Source organism: Halomonas sp. AOP13-D3-9 (genome assembly GCF_052379125.1).
Lineage (GTDB): Bacteria > Pseudomonadota > Gammaproteobacteria > Pseudomonadales > Halomonadaceae > Vreelandella.
On the sequence record NZ_JBQSYH010000006.1, the window covers coordinates 82,851 to 101,035 of the forward strand.

18 protein-coding genes are annotated in these 18,185 nt (G+C 55.9%); 9 read left to right on the top strand and 9 right to left on the bottom strand.

Annotation, left to right across the window (positions count from 1 at the left end; genetic code table 11):
* The first annotated feature begins 67 nt into the window (after positions 1-67).
* Together ACT3UM_RS08290 and ACT3UM_RS08295 are read left to right on the top strand one after the other, a co-directional pair.
* Positions 68-1,129 carry an efflux RND transporter periplasmic adaptor subunit gene (locus tag ACT3UM_RS08290; protein ID WP_498897794.1) on the top strand — a complete coding sequence of 354 codons (1,062 nt, stop codon included), beginning with the start codon at positions 68-70 and terminating at the stop codon, positions 1,127-1,129.
* Between the two features lie 17 nt (positions 1,130-1,146).
* Positions 1,147-4,287 (top strand): efflux RND transporter permease subunit, encoded by a 3,141-nt coding sequence (locus ACT3UM_RS08295; RefSeq protein ID WP_498897796.1) that lies wholly within the window; start codon positions 1,147-1,149, stop codon positions 4,285-4,287.
* Positions 4,288-4,297: 10 nt separating this feature from the next.
* Here the strand turns inward: ACT3UM_RS08295 and trpC are convergent, their stop codons facing one another.
* The 5 genes from trpC to ACT3UM_RS08320 form a co-directional block, all read right to left on the bottom strand.
* The gene (gene trpC / locus ACT3UM_RS08300) at positions 4,298-5,101 is read right to left on the bottom strand and encodes an indole-3-glycerol phosphate synthase TrpC (protein WP_498897798.1); all 804 of its coding nucleotides are present in this window, start codon (positions 5,099-5,101) and stop codon (positions 4,298-4,300) included.
* A gap of 38 nt (positions 5,102-5,139) precedes the next feature.
* Positions 5,140-6,159: an anthranilate phosphoribosyltransferase gene (trpD, locus tag ACT3UM_RS08305; RefSeq protein WP_498897800.1), complete on the bottom strand. Its 1,020-nt coding sequence runs from the start codon at positions 6,157-6,159 to the stop codon at positions 5,140-5,142.
* Positions 6,160-6,196: 37 nt separating this feature from the next.
* The gene (locus ACT3UM_RS08310; RefSeq protein ID WP_498897802.1) at positions 6,197-6,817 is read right to left on the bottom strand and encodes an anthranilate synthase component II; all 621 of its coding nucleotides are present in this window, start codon (positions 6,815-6,817) and stop codon (positions 6,197-6,199) included.
* A gap of 156 nt (positions 6,818-6,973) precedes the next feature.
* Positions 6,974-7,432: a type II toxin-antitoxin system YhaV family toxin gene (locus ACT3UM_RS08315; protein ID WP_498897804.1), complete on the bottom strand. Its 459-nt coding sequence runs from the start codon at positions 7,430-7,432 to the stop codon at positions 6,974-6,976.
* Complete coding sequence (locus ACT3UM_RS08320; protein WP_498897806.1) at positions 7,432-7,752, bottom strand: type II toxin-antitoxin system PrlF family antitoxin; 321 nt, start codon at positions 7,750-7,752, stop codon at positions 7,432-7,434. The genes ACT3UM_RS08315 and ACT3UM_RS08320 overlap by 1 nt, the downstream gene beginning before the upstream one ends.
* Positions 7,753-8,254: 502 nt before the next feature.
* Here ACT3UM_RS08320 and ACT3UM_RS08325 point away from each other — a divergent pair.
* Complete coding sequence (locus tag ACT3UM_RS08325) at positions 8,255-9,175, top strand: metal ABC transporter substrate-binding protein (protein ID WP_498897808.1); 921 nt, start codon at positions 8,255-8,257, stop codon at positions 9,173-9,175.
* Here ACT3UM_RS08325 and ACT3UM_RS08330 read toward each other — a convergent pair.
* The gene (locus tag ACT3UM_RS08330) at positions 9,152-9,880 is read right to left on the bottom strand and encodes a phosphoglycolate phosphatase (protein WP_498897810.1); all 729 of its coding nucleotides are present in this window, start codon (positions 9,878-9,880) and stop codon (positions 9,152-9,154) included. The genes ACT3UM_RS08325 and ACT3UM_RS08330 overlap by 24 nt on opposite strands.
* Before the next feature lie 103 nt (positions 9,881-9,983).
* On the opposite strand from ACT3UM_RS08330, the gene ACT3UM_RS08335 reads away from it, so the two are divergent.
* Positions 9,984-11,282, top strand: coding sequence for an NAD(P)/FAD-dependent oxidoreductase (locus ACT3UM_RS08335; RefSeq protein WP_498897812.1), 1,299 nt, complete (start codon positions 9,984-9,986; stop codon positions 11,280-11,282).
* A gap of 13 nt (positions 11,283-11,295) precedes the next feature.
* Here ACT3UM_RS08335 and rpe read toward each other — a convergent pair whose 3' ends face one another.
* A complete protein-coding gene (rpe, locus tag ACT3UM_RS08340) occupies positions 11,296-11,988 on the bottom strand; it encodes a ribulose-phosphate 3-epimerase (RefSeq protein ID WP_035583955.1) in 693 nt (230 codons plus the stop codon).
* A gap of 209 nt (positions 11,989-12,197) precedes the next feature.
* On the opposite strand from rpe, the gene cysP reads away from it, so the two are divergent.
* The 4 genes from cysP to ACT3UM_RS08360 are packed head-to-tail and all read left to right on the top strand — an operon-like array spanning position 12,198 to position 16,007.
* Positions 12,198-13,208 (top strand): thiosulfate ABC transporter substrate-binding protein CysP, encoded by a 1,011-nt coding sequence (gene cysP / locus ACT3UM_RS08345; protein ID WP_498897815.1) that lies wholly within the window; start codon positions 12,198-12,200, stop codon positions 13,206-13,208.
* A 26-nt stretch (positions 13,209-13,234) separates the two neighbouring features.
* On the top strand, positions 13,235-14,089 hold the full coding sequence (gene cysT, locus ACT3UM_RS08350; protein WP_498897817.1) for a sulfate ABC transporter permease subunit CysT: 855 nt from the start codon (positions 13,235-13,237) through the stop codon (positions 14,087-14,089).
* Entirely contained in the window at positions 14,089-14,916 is an 828-nt protein-coding gene (gene cysW, locus ACT3UM_RS08355; protein WP_035583960.1) for a sulfate ABC transporter permease subunit CysW, read from the top strand. Before cysT ends, cysW begins: the two co-directional genes overlap by 1 nt.
* The gene (locus tag ACT3UM_RS08360) at positions 14,913-16,007 is read left to right on the top strand and encodes a sulfate/molybdate ABC transporter ATP-binding protein (protein WP_144815320.1); all 1,095 of its coding nucleotides are present in this window, start codon (positions 14,913-14,915) and stop codon (positions 16,005-16,007) included. Before cysW ends, ACT3UM_RS08360 begins: the two co-directional genes overlap by 4 nt.
* A 105-nt stretch (positions 16,008-16,112) precedes the next feature.
* Here the strand turns inward: ACT3UM_RS08360 and ACT3UM_RS08365 are convergent, their stop codons facing one another.
* Positions 16,113-16,721, bottom strand: coding sequence for an alpha-ketoglutarate-dependent dioxygenase AlkB family protein (locus ACT3UM_RS08365; protein ID WP_498897819.1), 609 nt, complete (start codon positions 16,719-16,721; stop codon positions 16,113-16,115).
* Between the two features lie 166 nt (positions 16,722-16,887).
* Between ACT3UM_RS08365 and ACT3UM_RS08370 the strand changes: the two genes are divergently transcribed.
* Complete coding sequence (locus ACT3UM_RS08370) at positions 16,888-17,481, top strand: YajG family lipoprotein (protein WP_064233607.1); 594 nt, start codon at positions 16,888-16,890, stop codon at positions 17,479-17,481.
* Between the two features lie 60 nt (positions 17,482-17,541).
* Here ACT3UM_RS08370 and ACT3UM_RS08375 read toward each other — a convergent pair whose 3' ends face one another.
* Complete coding sequence (locus tag ACT3UM_RS08375) at positions 17,542-18,174, bottom strand: class I SAM-dependent methyltransferase (RefSeq protein ID WP_498897821.1); 633 nt, start codon at positions 18,172-18,174, stop codon at positions 17,542-17,544.
* Positions 18,175-18,185 lie beyond the last annotated feature (11 nt).

Genomic DNA, 18,185 nt, shown 5'->3' on the forward strand with positions numbered 1-18,185 from the left:
GAGCTAACGGCGTGCAGTGCAAAAAGCTGTCACGCTGTTCATTGGCTGTTATTTCTCAGGAGCTGCCTTGTTGTCCCTACTCCCCTATCTAGTTCGCCTAGGCGCAGGCACTGTTCTAACCCTGAGCCTAGCATCCCTCGCTACCGCTCAGGAAAACCGTGTTGAGACCCAAGTGGTGGCTGACTCTACGCGGATAGAGGTGTTGCCGCTCACCGGCAGCGTTAGCGCCCCGCAAACCTCATTACTATCGAGCGCTGAAGCTGGCCAAGTCAGCGAGCTAACGGTTGAGATGGGCGACACCGTCACTCAGGGCCAGCCGCTGCTCTCCTTGGATACCCGCGACATTACTCTAGAAAGCCAGCGCGCCCGCGCGGACTTATCCCAAGCAGAAGTGGATCGTGATGAAGCCCAGCGCTTGGTCAGCGAAGCCAACCAGCTCTCAGCACAAAATTTTGCCGCCAGCGAGCGCCGCCAGCGTGAAAGCGCTTTAGCGGCGGCCCAGGCCACCCTTGAAGCGCGCCGAGCCGACTACGCATTGGCCCAACTACAGCTTGAGCGTCACCAGATACGCGCTCCTTTTGACGGCATGGTTACCCAACGGGAGAGCAATATCGGTGAGTGGGTCAACCCTGGCGATACGCTGCTCACCTTGGTCGATTTAGCTACCCTTCGCTTGGATTTCCCGGTGCCACTCTCTGCCTACCAGCGCTTCGAAGGCTCTCAACTAGAGGTCCGCTTAGAAGGCAGTGATCAATGGCTCCCGGCGCGCACCCTCGCGCGTATTCCCCTCGATGCCAGCTCAAGGCAGTTTCTGCTGCGTGCGGCACCTGAAACGCCACTTGAAATGCTGCCGGGGATGGCCGTGGAAGGACGTTTGCAACTTAACGGCGAAAGCGGGCCCAGCGTGCCGCGGGATGCACTCATTCGCCGCCCGGATGGCAGCGTTAGCGTTTGGCTCGCCCGCCAAACCGGTGATACTTGGCAGGCGTTTGAGCAGCGGGTTGAGATCGGCAGTAGCTACCAGGGAGAGGTCGCCGTCAATGAGGGTCTATCAGCGGGAGACCGCGTTATCGTCGTTGGTAATGAGCGGCTTGAAGAGGGGCAAAACGTGTCCCTGAACGACGACTAAAGGAGCGATACCCGCGTATGTTTGCCGCCATTATTCGTCACGGCATCTTGGTCAGCGTTATTACGCTGATTCTGCTGATTCTGGGTATCGCTGCCATCTGGCGTATTCCGGTACAGATGATTCCCGATCTGGAAACCCGTGTCGTGGGTATTGAAACCCAATGGCCGGGGGCGACGCCACAGGATATTGAAAAGGATATCTTGATCGAGCAGGAGGAGTTCCTGCGTAATGTGCCCAACCTACAGCGCATGGAATCCACCGCCAGCAGCGGCAGCGCCGAAATCGAGCTGGAGTTCCCGTTTGGTGTCGATCTCACCGAAACCTTGATTCGGGTTAATAACGCGCTGAGCCAGGTTCCCTCCTACCCCAACAATGTCGACCAGCCGCGCATTGTCGCTAACTCTTTTTCCGCTAACGCCTTTATGTACTTTAACGTTGGCCCACGGGAAGGCAACCCGCGCCAGCTCGATATGCCAGCCATGCGCGATTACCTGGAAGATAACGTCCGCCCGCGCCTGGAGAGCGTTGCGGGCGTCTCGGAAGTCACGGTTTCCGGGGGCGCAGAGCGGCAAATGCAGTTGTTGATTAATCCCGAGACACTGGCTGCCCGCGAGTTGAGCATTAGCGATATACAGGCAGCCCTGCAGGCCCGCAACCAGGATGTCTCTGGCGGTAATTTAGAGAGCGGCAAGCGTCGTTATCTGCTGCGTACCGTGGGGCGTTTCGAAGATGTCGAAAGCCTTGAAGCGCTGATTCTCGCCCGCGAAGGTGACGCAGTCACCCGGCTAAGCGATGTGGCTGAGGTGCGCCAATCCTATGCCGAACTCACTTCTCGCGCTTACAGCTCGGACGGTCAGCCGGTATTGAGTGTGCAGGTGCGCCGGGAACCGGGCGCCAATGTGATAGACATCAAAAGCGCCATGCTCGACGAAGTCGCGGCGCTTAATGAAGGCTTGCTAGCCGAGCAGGGCATGCGCATGACGCTCTCCAGCGACGACGTGCGCTACGTGGAGTCATCGATTGCCAATGTCTGGGTCAACCTTGGGCTGGGGGCGTTGTTTGCCACTCTGGTGATGTACGCCTTCCTGCGCTCTGCTCGCGCCACCATGGCCGGGGTTATCGGCATCCCTATCTGCACCATCGCCGCCTTTTTAGGCCTGCTGCTAGCGGGCCGCACGCTCAACGTCATTTCGCTGGCAGGTGTCGCTTTCGCCATTGGCATGACCATTGATAACACCATCGTGGTACTGGAGAGCATCGAGACCCAGCGCCGCCGTGGGCTCGCGCGTTTTGAAGCCGCTTTGGAGGGCGTTAAGCAAGTATGGCCCGCGGTGCTGGCCTCAACCCTCACGACTATTTTAGTCTTTGTGCCGATCTTCTTTATTCAGCAGGAAGCCGGGCAGCTCTACTCCGATATTGCGGTGGCCATCTCAACCTCGATTATTGTCTCGATGGTAGTGGCAATTACCGTGATCCCCACCCTGGGTGCGCATATCGATTTTCGCGGCAAAGAGAGCGCATCAACCTCATCACCACGATGGGTACGCAGCTGTTTATGGGTGGTTGATGGCATGATCCGCACGGCTTCACGGCGCTTTCTTGCCATCGTGCTGGGCGTTGTGGGAGGTATCGGCATTTTTGTTTGGCTAACACCCCCGGCGGAGTACCTGCCCGAAGGCGAAGAGGCCAAAACCTTTGCTAGCATGAACGCCCCGGCAAGTTACAATCTGGCTACCATGGATGCCATTGCCCAAACCCTGCAGCGTGAGCTTGAACCCCATGTAGGCGCCGACCCTGAAAATTTTGAGCGTGGTGATACCGATATCCCGCCGATTCGCACCATGGGCATTCAGGCTGAAGCCCAGAGTCTGCGGATCATTGCGGAAACTATCGACCCCACACATATTGAAGCCTTGATGGACGCCCTCACCCGGCGCTTTGAGAATTACCCAGACATGCGCGCCTTTGCCGCCCGGGGCTCAATCATTTCCAGCAATGATGGCGGAACGCGCAGTATCACATTGGATATTGCCGGCAATGATCTAAACGAACTCTACACCACCGCCAATGCGATTTATCAGCGCGCCCAGACAGTGTTCGACAACCCGCGCATTCAGTCGCGGCCCTCTGCCTTGGATCTTGGTCAGCCGCTGATTGAGATTTACCCTGATTGGGAGCGCGCCGCCGAAGTCGGCATGGATACCGGCGAGCTGGGTACCACCGTGGCGGTACTTACCAACGGCGCCTACCTGGATGACTTTTACCTCGACGACGAAAAAATCGATCTTTACGGCTACGGCCCCGAGGCAGGCGATATCGACCTGGACGCCCTCGCCACGCTGCCGATTCACACCCCGTCGGGAATTAATGTTCCGCTCAATACCCTCGCTGACATACGGGAAACGGTGGGAACCGCCACATTACGGCGGGTAGATGGTCGCCGCAGCGTCACCCTGGATGTTATTCCTCCGCGCAGCGTGGCGTTAGAAGCGGGTATCGAGCGGATGCAACAGGAGGTGATCGACTACTTAAGCGATGAAGGCTCACTACCCGCTAACATTAATGTCACGGTGAGCGGTGCCGGGGATCAGTTAGACGCTACCCGGCAGGCGCTGACCGGCAATGCACTGATTGCGCTGGCGATTGTGTATCTTTTATTGGTGGCGATTTTCGCCCATTGGGGCTATCCACTGCTGATTCTCGCTACCATTCCATTGGGTGCCGCAGGCGGGATTGTCGGGCTCTGGCTGATGAATACTGTAGGCGCCCAACTGCCAAAAATAGGTTTGAACGCCATTAGCCAGCCGTTTGATATGATCACCATGCTGGGCTTTTTGATACTGATGGGCACGGTGGTCAACAACCCAATACTGGTGGTTCATCAGGCAAGGGAGAATCTACGCACGGCATCGATGGGCGTTCGTGAGGCCGTTCAACAGGCGGTTGAGAGCCGTTTACGGCCTATCGCCATGACCACCCTCACTACCCTGTGTGGCCTTTCACCGCTGGTGTTTTTACCGGGGGAAGGCACCGAGCTTTACCGCGGCGTCGGCGCCATTGTGCTGTTCGGGCTGCTCGGCACGGCCATCGTCACCGTTACTTTTCTGCCCGCCCTTACGGTTGCCGTGCTCAGTTGGAAAACCAAAAAGGCGAACTAAAAGCTGCGGGTTAAAAAAACAGCCGCTTAAGCGCCAAGCCGGGATCGCTTTCGCGCATAAAGGCTTCGCCAACCAGGAAGCCATTGACGTTATGGTCGCGCATCAGTTCAACGTCATCACGGGTATGAATGCCGGATTCGGTAATCACCGTAACGCCTTCGGGAATACGTGGCAACAGATCAAGGGTGGTATTAAGGCTGGTGTCAAAGGTGTGCAGGTTACGGTTATTGATACCCACCAGCTTTAGATCCAGCGCTAGAGCGCGCTCAAGTTCCTCAGCGTCGTGGACTTCAACCAATACATCCATCCCCAACTGAGTAGCCTGCTGATTCAGGTCGCGTAGCTGGACATCGTCAAGCGCAGCCACAATCAGCAGAATACAGTCCGCACCGATCGCCCGCGCTTCACTGACCTGATAGCCGTGGGTGATAAAGTCTTTGCGAATCACCGGGAGCGAACACACATCCCGTGCGGCAATCAGGTAGTCTTCGTGGCCCTGAAAAAAGTCCGCGTCGGTGAGTACCGACAAACAAGCCGCACCGCCCTGGGCATAGCTTTTGGCAATATCCGAAGGGTGAAACTCTTCGCGAATTACCCCCTTCGAGGGCGACGCTTTTTTGACCTCCGCAATAATCGCCGGATCACCCGCTGCAATGCGCGCGTTGAGGGCTTCGATAAAGCCACGCGGGGCGCTTTGCTTCTCCCCGAGGGCGAGCAGATCAGCTTCCGAAACTGCCTGACGGCGCTCAGCCACCTCCTGATCCTTACGGGCCAGAATGCGCGTTAAAATAGTCGGCGTTGCCTGTTGAGTCATGGTGATCTCTTTTTTTAAAACTTATCTTGTTTAAGAACCTACTGCTTAAAAACGCTGGTGAAGTGCGAAAGCTCTTTAAGCTTCTCAAGCGGCAGCTTGGAGGCTTGCGCATCCTGAGCCACCATCACACCCTCTTTTAAGGTATCCGCGACGCCTGAACAGTAGAGCGCGGCCCCTGCGTTTAGCGCAACCATATCCGCAGCGGCGCCTTCACCTGAAAGCGCGGCCTTGACCAAGCGCAGGCTATCTTCAGCGCTATTGGCTTTCAGTGTTGCCAAGCTCTGGCGCTCGATGCCCAGCTCTTCGGGCGTAATGGTGTACTGAGTAATCTCGCCGTCTTTTAGCTCGGCCACTAAGGTGGGGCTGGCGAGGGAGATTTCATCCAGTCCGTCATCTGAGTGAACCACCATCACGTGGCGGCTGCCGAGGGTTTTCAGCACTTCCGCCATCAGCGGCACTAGCTCCGGCGCGTAAACGCCCAGCACTTGGTTGGGAGCGCCCGCCGGGTTGGTCAGCGGGCCTAAAATATTAAACAGCGTTCGCACGCCCATTTCACGGCGAGGGCCAATGGCATAGCGCATGGCCGGGTGATGATTCGGGGCGAACATAAAGCCTACGCCCACCTGCTCAATACAGCGCGCCACCTGGTCAGGCTTAAGATCCAGGTAAATACCCGCTACATCAAACAGATCAGCACTGCCCGACGATGATGAAACGCTGCGGTTACCGTGCTTGGCCACATGGGCACCGGCGGCGGCGGCGACAAAACTGGCGGCGGTGGAAACGTTAAACAGATTCGCACCATCGCCACCAGTGCCGACGATGTCTACAACGTTTTCGGCCTTCAGTTCTACGCGCTTCATCAACTCGCGCATTACCTGCGCGGCGGCGCTGATCTCTACCGCGCTTTCGCCCTTCATGGCTAAACCGACCAGTAGGCCGCCAATTTGCGCGTCAGACGCATCGCCGGTCATGATCTGGCGCATCAAGGCGTGCATGGCATCGAAAGAGAGGTCTTCGCGGCGCATCACCGCATTAATCGCGTCTCGCATTTGCATGAGCAGAGGGGCCCCTAAAAGCGTGTGAAACCGGCCATCAGCCGCGTTTTAAAAAGTTGGCCAACAGCTCATGGCCTTGGCGGGTAAGAATCGACTCAGGGTGAAACTGCACCCCTTCAATATCCAGCTCGCGGTGACGAAACCCCATGACTAAACCGGGGGTCACGTCGTCATCACCTGTCCAGGCAGTGACTTCCAAACAGTCGGGCAAGCTTGCCTTATCGACCACCAGGGAGTGATAGCGGGTAACCTCAACAGGATTATCCAGCCCTTCGAACACGCCTTGGTTAGCATGCAGTACAGCCGAGGTTTTACCGTGCATCACCTGCGGGGCGTGCACTACCTTGCCACCATACACTTGGCCAATCGCCTGATGACCTAGGCAGACGCCTAGAATAGGCAGCTTGCCAGCGAAATACTCAATGGCAGCCATGGAGATGCCGGCTTCATTGGGCGTGCAGGGTCCTGGTGACACCACTAAGTGCGTCGGCGCCAGCGCTTCGATCCGCTCAATGGTAATGTGGTCATTAAGATAAGTGATCACTTCCGCGCCCAGCTCGCCCAGGTACTGGACAATGTTAAACGTGAAGCTGTCGTAGTTATCCAGCATCACCACTTTCTGCGCTGGCTGTTTCTGCACCGACTGAGCTTGCGCCATCGCCCCACTTACTCCATTGCGTCATTTCGGTCACAGATGAAACCGCTAAGCGATGATGATACCGCAACCGAGCACTCTCTTGCAGGGGTTAAGTGCCACCCCGTGACAGACGCCAGGCAGGCTGCGTACTTTAACTCGGGCTTGTTTGAACAGCCATTATCCTGGATCGCTCCAGTCATCATGGCTGGCCGCCTTCAAAGCCTGCCAATCATCGGGCGGATTCCCGCGACCAAGCATCTTCTCAAAAACAGCATATGGATCAGATTTACTACCAGATGAACGCAACGTGCTTTCGTCGTTGACCCAAGCGAATACAATGATCTTGGCCTTAGAGTCATAGCGGAAGAACAGTCGAAACCGTCTGCCAATTTTGGCACGGCGCCAATGGCGGTAATCTCGCCCAAGCGTATTGCCCTGACGATACTCATCCCGTGACGGATCACTAGGCACCACTTCCAGTATTAGATGGCTTAAGGCGCGAAACAGCTTGACGTTAGCATTGGATGCGAAGCCAGTCGGATTGTTTTTCTCGACCCGCTTTACCGCCCCATGCAGCTTTTGCAATTGCTCAACGACACAGTCGTGGAACAGCAATGTCCATCCGTGTCGACGCATCAGATCACCACATCTCCCTGAATCTCCTCATCGAGATTGGTGTCATGGCCTGCGTTCACCAGCATGGCTTTGGCTAGCGCTTCCGGCAGCATCTGGATATGCCGCCCACCCTGAATATCACCCGCCAACAAGTCTAAAAAAGCACCGATGGCGGGGTCCTCGTGATCGCTGACGACTCTACTGACAATCACCTGCCCATCCTCGCGCAGATCAAACGCAACTTTCCCGCCAGCATCAACGCCCAGAGCTTGGCGAATAGACTTGGGCAACGTTACCTGCCCTTTGGACGTTAGAGTGGCCAACTCATGAATACCCAGCATGATGAAACTCCTATTAAACGACTCACACTTAAACGGTAAGAAATATTCCTTACCTTGTCAATTTAACCCTTAGCCAAACCACATGCCAGCCGACAGGCTGCCTACTTAACCTCGGCATTTTTGCCGTAGAGATCAAGGGTCGGGTTGGTGGTTAGGAATTTTAGGATCGCACGCGCGGCCAGCGTGATCGTGCACCACCTCAAAGTGGGCATAAAATGTCATAGAACGCGGCCTTCAGGATGGCTACGCCGACGCTACAAAGAAGAAACCGTTCGGTCATTCATAAGGCACGCTATGCTTAGAGGTACAGTAGTGTTCAGCATAGCGGCACTTTCCCCGAGGGTGAATCCCTCCTTGGGCAATATCTGTTTTGGCCTAACGTTGCATTGGAACTGGCAACAGGCCAGCGCAGTCTTTATTATCTGCCGTCTTTTGTGATCATTTTTGTCATAGTGTTTGTGATCGTTTTTGTAATAGTTTTTCAGCCAGTTAGGAGCGTGGAATGTCAAAGCGGGTTACCTGGGTGTATACGCTCTTATTTGCCGCGCTGATAAGTGCTGCGCCTGCCTATGCCAGCACAACGCTACGCGTTATAGCCTCTTTCTCAGTCATGGAGGAGTTGGTCAAACGGGTGGCCGGCGACACGGTTAGCGTCAACGTCATTGTTCCACGAGGAGAAGATGTTCATCGCTGGGAGTTAACCCCGCCCAATGTACTGGCGTTAGAAGAGACCCATATTGTGTTTTATAACGGGCTGGGGCTGGAGCCGTGGATACGCCATGTTGAAGCGATGTCCCACGACCAGCTGACCCTAGTAGAGGTGGCGGAAAAAGCCGACTATTCGCCGCTAATGATCTCGACAGGGCAGTATAAAGGCGAGCCAGACCCGCATATGTGGATGGATCCCGAGGGGGCTGCCGCCTACATCGCTGTAATTGCCGAGACGCTAGCTGAGCATTTACCCGACCAGGCCGATGCTTTTTATGCTCGGGCTGCAGAGGCACGCAAAGCACTTGGCACACTTAACCAAACAGTGAAAGAGCGGCTTGATGGGATTCCACAGACCAACCGAACATTAGTGACCAGTGAAGCTGGTTTTGGCTATTTCGCCCGCGCCTACGCCTTTGAAACCCTGGGAGTGTGGGGCGTTAATCACGAGACCCAGGGCAGTGCCGAGGCAATGGCCAAGATGAGCGAATATCTGGCCAATAATCGCCCTCGCCCGCCAGCGCTGTTTTTTGAAAGCACTACGCCCAGTATTCATATGGACGCCCTATCACGGGAAGCCTCGCTTCCCCTAGCCGGCCCGCTGTATGTCGACTCGCTGAGCGGTGCAGATGGCCCGGCGGCCAACTACTCAGCGATGCTGCAACATAATGCTGAAGTGATGCATACCGCGCTAGGGGGCGCGACGGCCGAGTAGCAGTTCGGTTAACGAACTCAGCACTAGATCGGGGTGGCTGTTGTCGATCGGCTCCCCATGATTATAGCCGTAGGGCAACCCTAGGGTGGTAAAGCCCGCCGCCTTACCCGCCGCCATATCGTGACGTGAATCGCCGATCATCACACACTCATCTGGCGCTATTTGGCAGTGTTGAGCAGCGTGCAGCAGCGGCAAAGGGTGGGGCTTTTTTTCGGCCAGCGAATCGCCGCCAATCAAGAGGGTAAAATAGTCCAACAGCTCGAAGTGTGTTAGCAGCGGTTCAATGAAGCGCTCGGGCTTATTGGTGATCAGCACCAACGTTAGACCGTGGTGATACAGCGCCTGAAGTGCCTGCTTAACCCCAGGGTACAGCGTCGTCAGGGTATTGGATGCCGCGCCATAGTGGCGCATAAATGCCTCATAGGCGCGCTGCTGAAGCACGGGGTCGGGTGCTGCTTTTAGCGCCCAGGTCAGGGCTCTTTCGACTAATACCGGAGCGCCATTGCCAACCCAATCGCGCACGTCTGTTTCGCCGGGCTGGGGCAGGTTGAGCTCTTTTAATGTACGCGCCACTGCGGCGGCAAGGTCTGGCACTGAATCGATCAGGGTGCCGTCCAAGTCGAAAGCAACCAGCCGTTTACCCTGTAGTACAGCGTGTAGTTCTGGATAGTCTATTGGGTGTACCTTCAATGCTCTCTGCCTCATGTTGATTTAACAACCAGTTTACCCGCTCAAAGCAAACGTTCGCATTAGTCAGACGCGTTAGAACCTTCTATGCTAGGGCTAATTTAGTTAAGGAGGTAGTGATATGCCCACTCCCAGAATCGTGATTGTTGGCGGCGGTGCGGGCGGCTTAGCCCTTGCCACGCGATTAGGCCGCACCTTAGGTAAGCGCAAACGCGCAGAAATTGTGCTGCTGGATCGCAATACCACCCATGTCTGGAAACCGCTGCTCCACGAACTGGCCACTGGCGTGCTGAATTCGAGCATGGATGAGGTGGATCTTCGCGGGCACTCCTCTGCTCACTTCTATCGCTACCAGCGTGGTTCGCTGACCGGCATAAATCGCGAGCAGCAGACGCTGCAACTCGCGCCCATCCATGATGAGGACGGTCAAGAAGTGCTACCCGCCAGGGAGCTTACCTATGACTATCTGGTCATGGCCATAGGCAGCGTCTCCAACGATTTTGGCACGCCCGGCGTGGCGGAGCATTGCCACTTTATTGACTCGCCCCAGCAGGCCAAGGCGTTCCAGCGCGATATGATCAATACCTTTCTGCGCTATACCGATCCCAACCTGCGTCAGCATACTCAGTTGACCATTGGGATTGTGGGGGGAGGCGCCACGGGCGTAGAGCTTGCCGCCGAATTGTTTGACGCTTCGCGCATGCTCAATGCCTATGGCGTGACGGCGCTGGATAACCAGCAAATCAGTGTGCACTTGCTAGAAGCAGCCCCGCGTTTGCTGCCGGGGCTTTCGGAACGGGTCAGTCAAACGGTTAAAACAGAACTTGAGGAGATGGGCGTGACGGTTCACACCGATACCGCCGTGAAAGAAGCGCAAGCGTATCAGTTGGTCACTGGTGACGATGAAGTGATCAAGACCGACATTAACGTCTGGGCAGCGGGGATCAAAGCCCCCCCGTTTTTGGCGGAACTAGGCCTGACGACGAATAAGAAAAACCAAATTGAAGTCAACAGCACTCTGCAGAGTGTCGATGATGAGAAGATTTTTGCCTTAGGCGATTGCGCTAGCTGCCCAATGGGGGAAAGTGGCACGGTGCCGCCTCGCGCCCAGGCGGCTCATCAGCAGGCCAAGCTGCTCGCCAAAAATATTGTTAATCAACTAGATGGCAAACCACTTGCCGATTTCCGCTACCGCGATCACGGCTCGCTGGTGTCGCTCGCCCGCTACGATGCAGTGGGCAATTTAATGCGTAGCTCCGCCTCCAAGGGGCTATTTTTAGAGGGCTGGCTGGCTCGCCAAGCCTATGCATCGCTCTACCGCATGCACCAGCTCTCTATTCATGGGGCACCAAAGACGGGGCTAGCGTGGCTGGTCGATAAGCTTAATCGTTACTTAAAGCCGCGCATGAAACTTCACTAAATAACACTGACGTTTACTTGGCCAGCGCCGCACGCATCTGCTTGATCACGGTGTCATAGCCGTGCGGGTCGCTGGCTTGGTGAGCGCTAAAGATAGCGGATCCGGCCACAAAGGTGTCAGCGCCGGCGGCGGCGATCTCGCCGATATTATCCACTTTCACCCCACCGTCGATCTCCAGACGAATCGGACGTCCTGAGGCATCAATGCGCGCCCGCGCCTCGCGTAGTTTGTTTAACGTGCCAGGGATAAAGGACTGACCGCCAAAGCCTGGGTTAACGCTCATCAGCAGCACCATATCGACTTTATCCATCACGTAGTCGAGATAGGAGAGCGGCGTGGCCGGGTTAAACACTAAGCCTGCCTGACAACCGCCATCACGAATTAACTGCAATGAGCGATCAACGTGCTCAGAGGCTTCCGGGTGAAACGTAATGTAGCTGGCACCCGCCTCAATAAAGTCACTGATCATGCGGTCTACCGGCTTGACCATTAGGTGGACGTCAATCGGTGCCGTCACCCCGTGCTGGCGCAACGCTTTGCATACCATAGGGCCAATGGTGAGGTTGGGCACATAGTGATTGTCCATGACATCGAAGTGCACCACATCCGCGCCAGCCGCCAGCACGTTATCTACTTCCTCGCCAAGCCGCGCAAAGTTAGCGGAAAGAATAGAGGGGGCAATCAAAAAGTCCTGCGCAGCGGTCATAGCACGTTCCTAAATTAACAGGGGAATGAGCCTACTATGTTACCAGAGCCACCCACTAAGCCCCATCACCTGCACGACTTTGCATTGGGCATCTGCGCACACTCATATTCTCAAATAGAATATAAAACATGATTGTAATTCCACATTGATAGATTTAACCTTGCCCATATTGCGATAAGACGCGCTTACACTTTTGAAGGAGCTAGTTTATGACACTGCCGACTATTTTCCGCCGCAGCCTGATTGCGCTTGCCTTAGGCGTCACGGTGAGCAGCCCTGCCGCTGCCCAGGAGCGTGAACTGCTTAATTCGTCCTACGATATCGCTCGCGAGCTGTTTGCGGCGATCAATCCTGAGTTTCAAGCCTGGTGGCAGGAAGAGCACGGCGAAGAGATTGAGATCAGCCAGTCCCACGGCGGCTCCTCTGCCCAAGCGCGCGCTATCTTGCAGGGTCTGCGTGCCGATGTGGTGACCTTCAACCAGGTGACCGATGTGCAGGTGCTTGCCGATGCGGGGCTGGTGGCCGAAGATTGGCAGGATGCGTTTGAGAACAACGCCTCGCCCTATTACTCCACCACTGCTTTCTTAGTGCGTAAAGGCAACCCTAAAGGCATCGAAAGCTGGGACGATCTGGCTAATGAAGACGTAGAAATTGTCTTCCCCAATCCGAAAACCTCGGGTAATGGTCGCTACACCTACTTAGCCGCCTGGGGCTTTGCCGAAAACGAATTTGATGGAGATGAAGAGCAAATCGAAGAGTTTATGCGCACCTTCTTGGCCAACGTAGCGGTATTTGATACCGGCGGCCGTGGCGCGACCACCAGCTTTATTGAGCGTGAAATTGGCGATGTGCTGATTAGCTTTGAGTCGGAAGTCAACAACATTCGCAGCGAATACGGCAGCGACGATTACGAAGTAATTGTACCGCCCGTTAGCATCCTGGCTGAGTTCCCGGTTGCCGTCGTTGGCGAAAATGCTGAGCGCAACGGTAACAGCGACTTGGCCCAGAGCTACCTTGAATATCTCTACACCGAAGAGACTCAGCGCCTGCTGGCGAGCTTCAATTACCGGGTGCATAACGAAGCCGTGGTTGAAGAGTTTGCCGATCAGTTCCCGGAAACCGAACTGCTCGAAGTAGACGACGTATTCGGCAGCTGGGACGAGGCAATGGAGACCCACTTTGGCAGTGGTGGCCTTCTTGACCAGTTACAGCGCCGCTAATAACCACTCATGAGCCAGTCTGAACTATGAGTCAACTTGCCTCCTGGCGATCCGGCAGCACACGCGTGCTGCCGGGTTTTGGCCTTTCTATGGGCATCAGCGTGCTATTTATCTCGCTGGTACTGCTGCTGCCGATTACCGGCCTGTTTGGCCAGTTAGCGGGGCTTAGCCTTGCCGAGTACTGGGCCATCATCACCGAAGGTCGCGTCGTTGCCAGCTACATGGTCACCATCGGCGCAGCGGCAGTGGCAGCCATCATCAACGCCATCTTTGGGCTGTTACTGGCTTGGGTATTAGTACGCTATGAATTTCCCGGTAAACGACTGCTCGACGCGCTGATGGATCTACCTTTCGCGCTGCCCACCGCTGTGGCCGGCATTACGCTGGCAACGCTTTACGCCAGCAGCGGCTGGATGGGTGGATTGCTGGAGCCGCTGGGCTTTCAAGTCGCTTACACCTGGGTGGGCATTGCGCTGGCTATGGCGTTTACCAGCATTCCGTTTGTGGTGCGTACGGTGCAGCCGGTGTTAGAGGACTTGCCTGCCGAAGTCGACGAAGCCGCCATGTCGCTGGGTGCTACCGATGGTGTGGCATTTCGCCGTGTCATCCTGCCGCATATCTGGCCCGCCTTGGTGACCGGTACTGGGCTTGCATTTGTGCGGTCGCTGGGCGAGTTCGGCGCGATTATCTTTATCGCTGGCAATATGCCTTACGAAACGGAAATCACCGCGCTGATGATTTTCGTCAAGCTGCAGGAGTATGACTATGCCGGGGCGTCGGCCATTGCCTCAGTAGTGTTGTTCGTATCGCTGACGCTGCTACTGGCGATTAATATTTGGCAGGGCCGCTTTGTGCGCCGCCTGCATGGAGGTAAGGGGTAATGCGTCGAATTGGTGATGCGCCGCTTATCCGGCGCCTGTTGATAGGTATCGCCCTGGTGCTGTCAGCGCTGTTCTTGCTGCTGCCGTTAGTCGCCATTTTTGCCCAGGCGTTCTCCCAGGGCGTTATGGTTTTCTGGGCCAACGTCAGTGATACCTTTACCCTGCTTGCGATTGGCTTAACGCTGATGATTGCGCTGTTAACCATCCCCGTGTGCTTGGTATTCGGCGTTGCTCTGGCATGGCTGGTCACGCGCTTCAGTTTTCCCGGCCGACGCATTCTGCAAACGCTGATCGATATTCCCTTTGCGGTATCGCCCGTTGTTGCTGGCCTTATCTATCTTTTGCTATATGGTCGCAACGGCTGGATCGGCGGATGGCTGGATAGCTACGATATCCAGCTGATGTTCTCCTGGCCGGGCATTCTAATGGTGACCATTTTTGTCACCTGTCCCTTTATTGCACGCGAATTGATTCCGCTGATGCAGGCGCAGGGTTCCCGTGAAGAGGAAGCCGCCGTGGTTCTGGGCGCATCCGGTTGGACAACTTTTCGTCGCGTCACGCTGCCCAACATTCGCTGGGCATTGCTTTATGGCGTGATTCTTACCAATGCCCGTGCGGTGGGGGAGTTTGGTGCTGTATCGGTGGTCTCCGGTGCTATTCGCGGCAAGACCAATACGCTACCCCTGCACCTTGAGCAGCTTTATCAGGATTATAACGCCGTGGGGGCATTTGCCTGCGCGGCCCTACTCGCATTGATTGCCCTACTGACGCTCGCCGCCAAGGCCGGGCTGGAATGGCGCGCAGCGCGCCGGGAGGCATTTGCATGAGCATTCATTTACATAACATCGCTAAGCACTTCGGCAATACCCAGGCGCTAGAGCCGATCAACCTGGATATTCACGAGGGCGAGCTGGTTGGTCTACTCGGCCCATCGGGGTCGGGCAAAACCACCCTGCTGCGGATTATCGCCGGTTTGGAAAATGCTGACCGCTCTAATCAACCGGGTAAGATTCTGTTCGGCGACCGCGATGTTACCAACGTGCATGTGCGCGACCGGCGTATCGGCTTCGTGTTTCAGCATTACGCGCTGTTCCGCCATATGAGCGTTTACGACAACGTGGCCTTTGGGTTGACCGTGCTATCCCGCAAGCGCCGCCCCAGCAGTGGCGAGATCCGTGCCCGGGTCTTTAGGCTGCTGGAAATGGTCAAGCTGGAGCACCTTGCCAATCGTTACCCTGCCCAGCTTTCAGGCGGCCAGCAGCAGCGGGTTTCGCTGGCCCGCGCTTTAGCGGTGGAACCTGAAGTGCTTCTGCTTGACGAGCCGTTTGGCGCCCTCGATGCCAAAGTACGCCAGGAGCTGCGTCGCTGGCTGCGTCATCTTCACGACGAGCTCAATTTCACCAGTGTGTTTGTCACCCACGATCAGGAAGAGGCGCTGGAGTTATCTGACCGCGTGGTGGTAATGAGCAATGGCCGCATTGAGCAGATTGACACTCCCGATGAGCTCTACCGCACACCCAAAAACCGCTTTGTGTTTGAGTTTCTGGGCGATGTAAATCATCTTGAAGGCAACGTAAGCAACGGTGTTCTGACCTGCGGTGACGCCTACTGGCACGCTGATCTGCCCGATGGGCATCAAGAGCTATTGCTGCGCCCTCATGAAGTACGCCTAACCGAGCAGCCCACCGCTGAAAGCCACCTACCGGTCACCATCACGGCGATCTCGCCAGTGGGTGCCGAAGTACGCGTGGAGCTAGAGGCTGATTGGCTTGCCCAGCCGTGGCTGGCCACCGTGCGCCATACGGACTTTGAACACCTGGCGCTACAACGTGGGCAGCGCTTATTCGCTCATCCGCGCCACTGGCGTCGTTTCCCTAAGGTAGAAGCGAAAGCGGCGGAACAAACCCGCGTCGCTTAGGAAGAACGTTCTTAACCCCCCCAGCATTTAAGAACTGCAGTACTTAAAAACCTTAGCACTTAAAGCCCCAGCAGCTAACGCTGTCGGGGCTTTAATAGGATTCGCTCAAAAGCGCATTTGCCTAAAGGTTAAGCTCACCCGCGGCTCAACAACTTTCTTGGTTTTGGGCAGGCTGTGTAACCAATTTTTTTGGGTGTTGCCTTTCATAACCAGCAAGCTACCGTGCCCTAAAGTAAGCGAAACGCTCTCCCCAGTGTGTCTATGTTTAAACGAGAACTTCCTCTCCCCACCTAAACTCAACGCCCCGATGACCCCATTCTCAACAAGGTCCTTCTCAGCATCACTATGCCAACTCATGCCCTCCTCGCCTGAGCTATAAAAATTGCCCAGGCACGAATTAAACACCTCTCCGCAATGGCTCTCCACCCGTTGTTTAATCTCGCGTAGACAGCCCGGCCATACCAGCGCCCTCTTGGTATACCCGGAGTAGGTATAGGCAACCGGCTCATCTGCGTACCAGGCAATCTTGCGTTTGGTGACAATCTCTTTGCCATAAATAAATGCCCGGTCATGCTCCCAATGCAATTCGTTAATGCACTGATCCAAATACCTATCCGCGGTCTCAGCTACTAAGATTTCACCGTAGTAATAAGCCTCGCCATCCTGTGGAAGCAGATTAACCAACTTCATGCCATCGTTTTCAAACAGATCCATACCAAGACCTCTTTAGTGCCCAGTGCATTATGGCATGCCTAGATTATTGGAAAGTTTGCAGCAACAAGCGAAACTTAGCCCACGTTGGAAACCCCACATCGCTAGAACATACCGCCAAAGCGCTACCCGCGTTATACTGGTGTTTTAGCCATAGCGGAGGAAGACTATGCTTCGGCGTCACTTTTTACGGATTTCAGGTGTGCTGCTTGCCAGTGCATGGCTTGCTGGTTGCGCTAGCCCGCAATATTTACAGCTCAGTCCCGAGCGCAGTGCGCAGGTGCCGCAAGTGGGCTCGGGCCAGCAGGTCACGGTCATTGCCCAGGATGGCCGCGAGAGCGACATTATCGGCAACCGTGCTGGCGGCGGTATGTCGACGGCGCATATTACCGTGAGCAGCCACGAGCTAATCCCACGTCTGCAGGAAGAGGCCGAGCGCGCCGTGCGGGATATGGGCTTTAGCCCTACCACCGAGCAGGCCGAGGGCCGCCCGAGCTTAACGCTGGAACTTGCCAGCCTGAACTACGCTCGTGGCGACAGCGGCCAGCCGCTGGTCGATGAAGCGCGTCTTGAAGGTGTTTTCCGCGCTATCGCTCAAAACAAGGGTACCACCTATACCGGCACCTACACCTCACGCCGTACTCAGGGCTACGCCCTGAAGCCCGATGCCGACAGCAATACGCGCATGCTGAGCGATCTACTTAGCGATGGCATGAACCGTGCTTTTAGCGACCCAGAGTTGGGCCGTTTACTCGCACGCTAAGGCATCTCTCCTTACCGCAGCAAAACAGGGCTGCACCTTTATAACGCTATTGTTAACGTTTTAAAGGCGCGGCCCGCGTCGTTCTAGCGCCCATACGCTCTCTGTTCGCCCGCGCTCATCGGGTGCGCCCTCTTCCAGAAACGTTAACGTGAAGTTAGCGGTGAACAAGCTTTCGATCTCGCTAGCGGGCACGCTATAGGGCGGTCCGGCATTACCATCGGTATGCGATAGGCTAATCAGCAGGCCTTTGGCACCGGGCGGCACCAATTGCGCAAGGTGAAACGCATAGCGCTGCCGAGTGGCTGGTGGCAGCGCTATCAGCGAGGCGCGATCATAAAACGCGCCAATCTCGGCGGCTTGCTGTATATGCAGGTGAAAAAAGTCCCCGCACCATAATTCCACGCTGCCCTGGCGAGAAATCGTAAACCCTGCCTGACGGTAGCGGGATACGGCGGTGCTGCGCTGGGCCAAAAACTGCTCAATGGCCTCAGGGGCAAACTCAATCCCCAACACGGGATACCCTTCATCCGCTAGCCAGCGCATATCCAGGCTTTTACCGCACAGCGGCACCAGCACCTTGGTGCGATTTGCAACGCCAAGCGACGCCCAATGGCCCAACAATGCCGGGTGCGCTTGCTGCAAGTGAAAGCCAATACGCCCTTCTTGCCAGCGCTTGCGCCATTGATCGCTCATTGTCTAGCCAC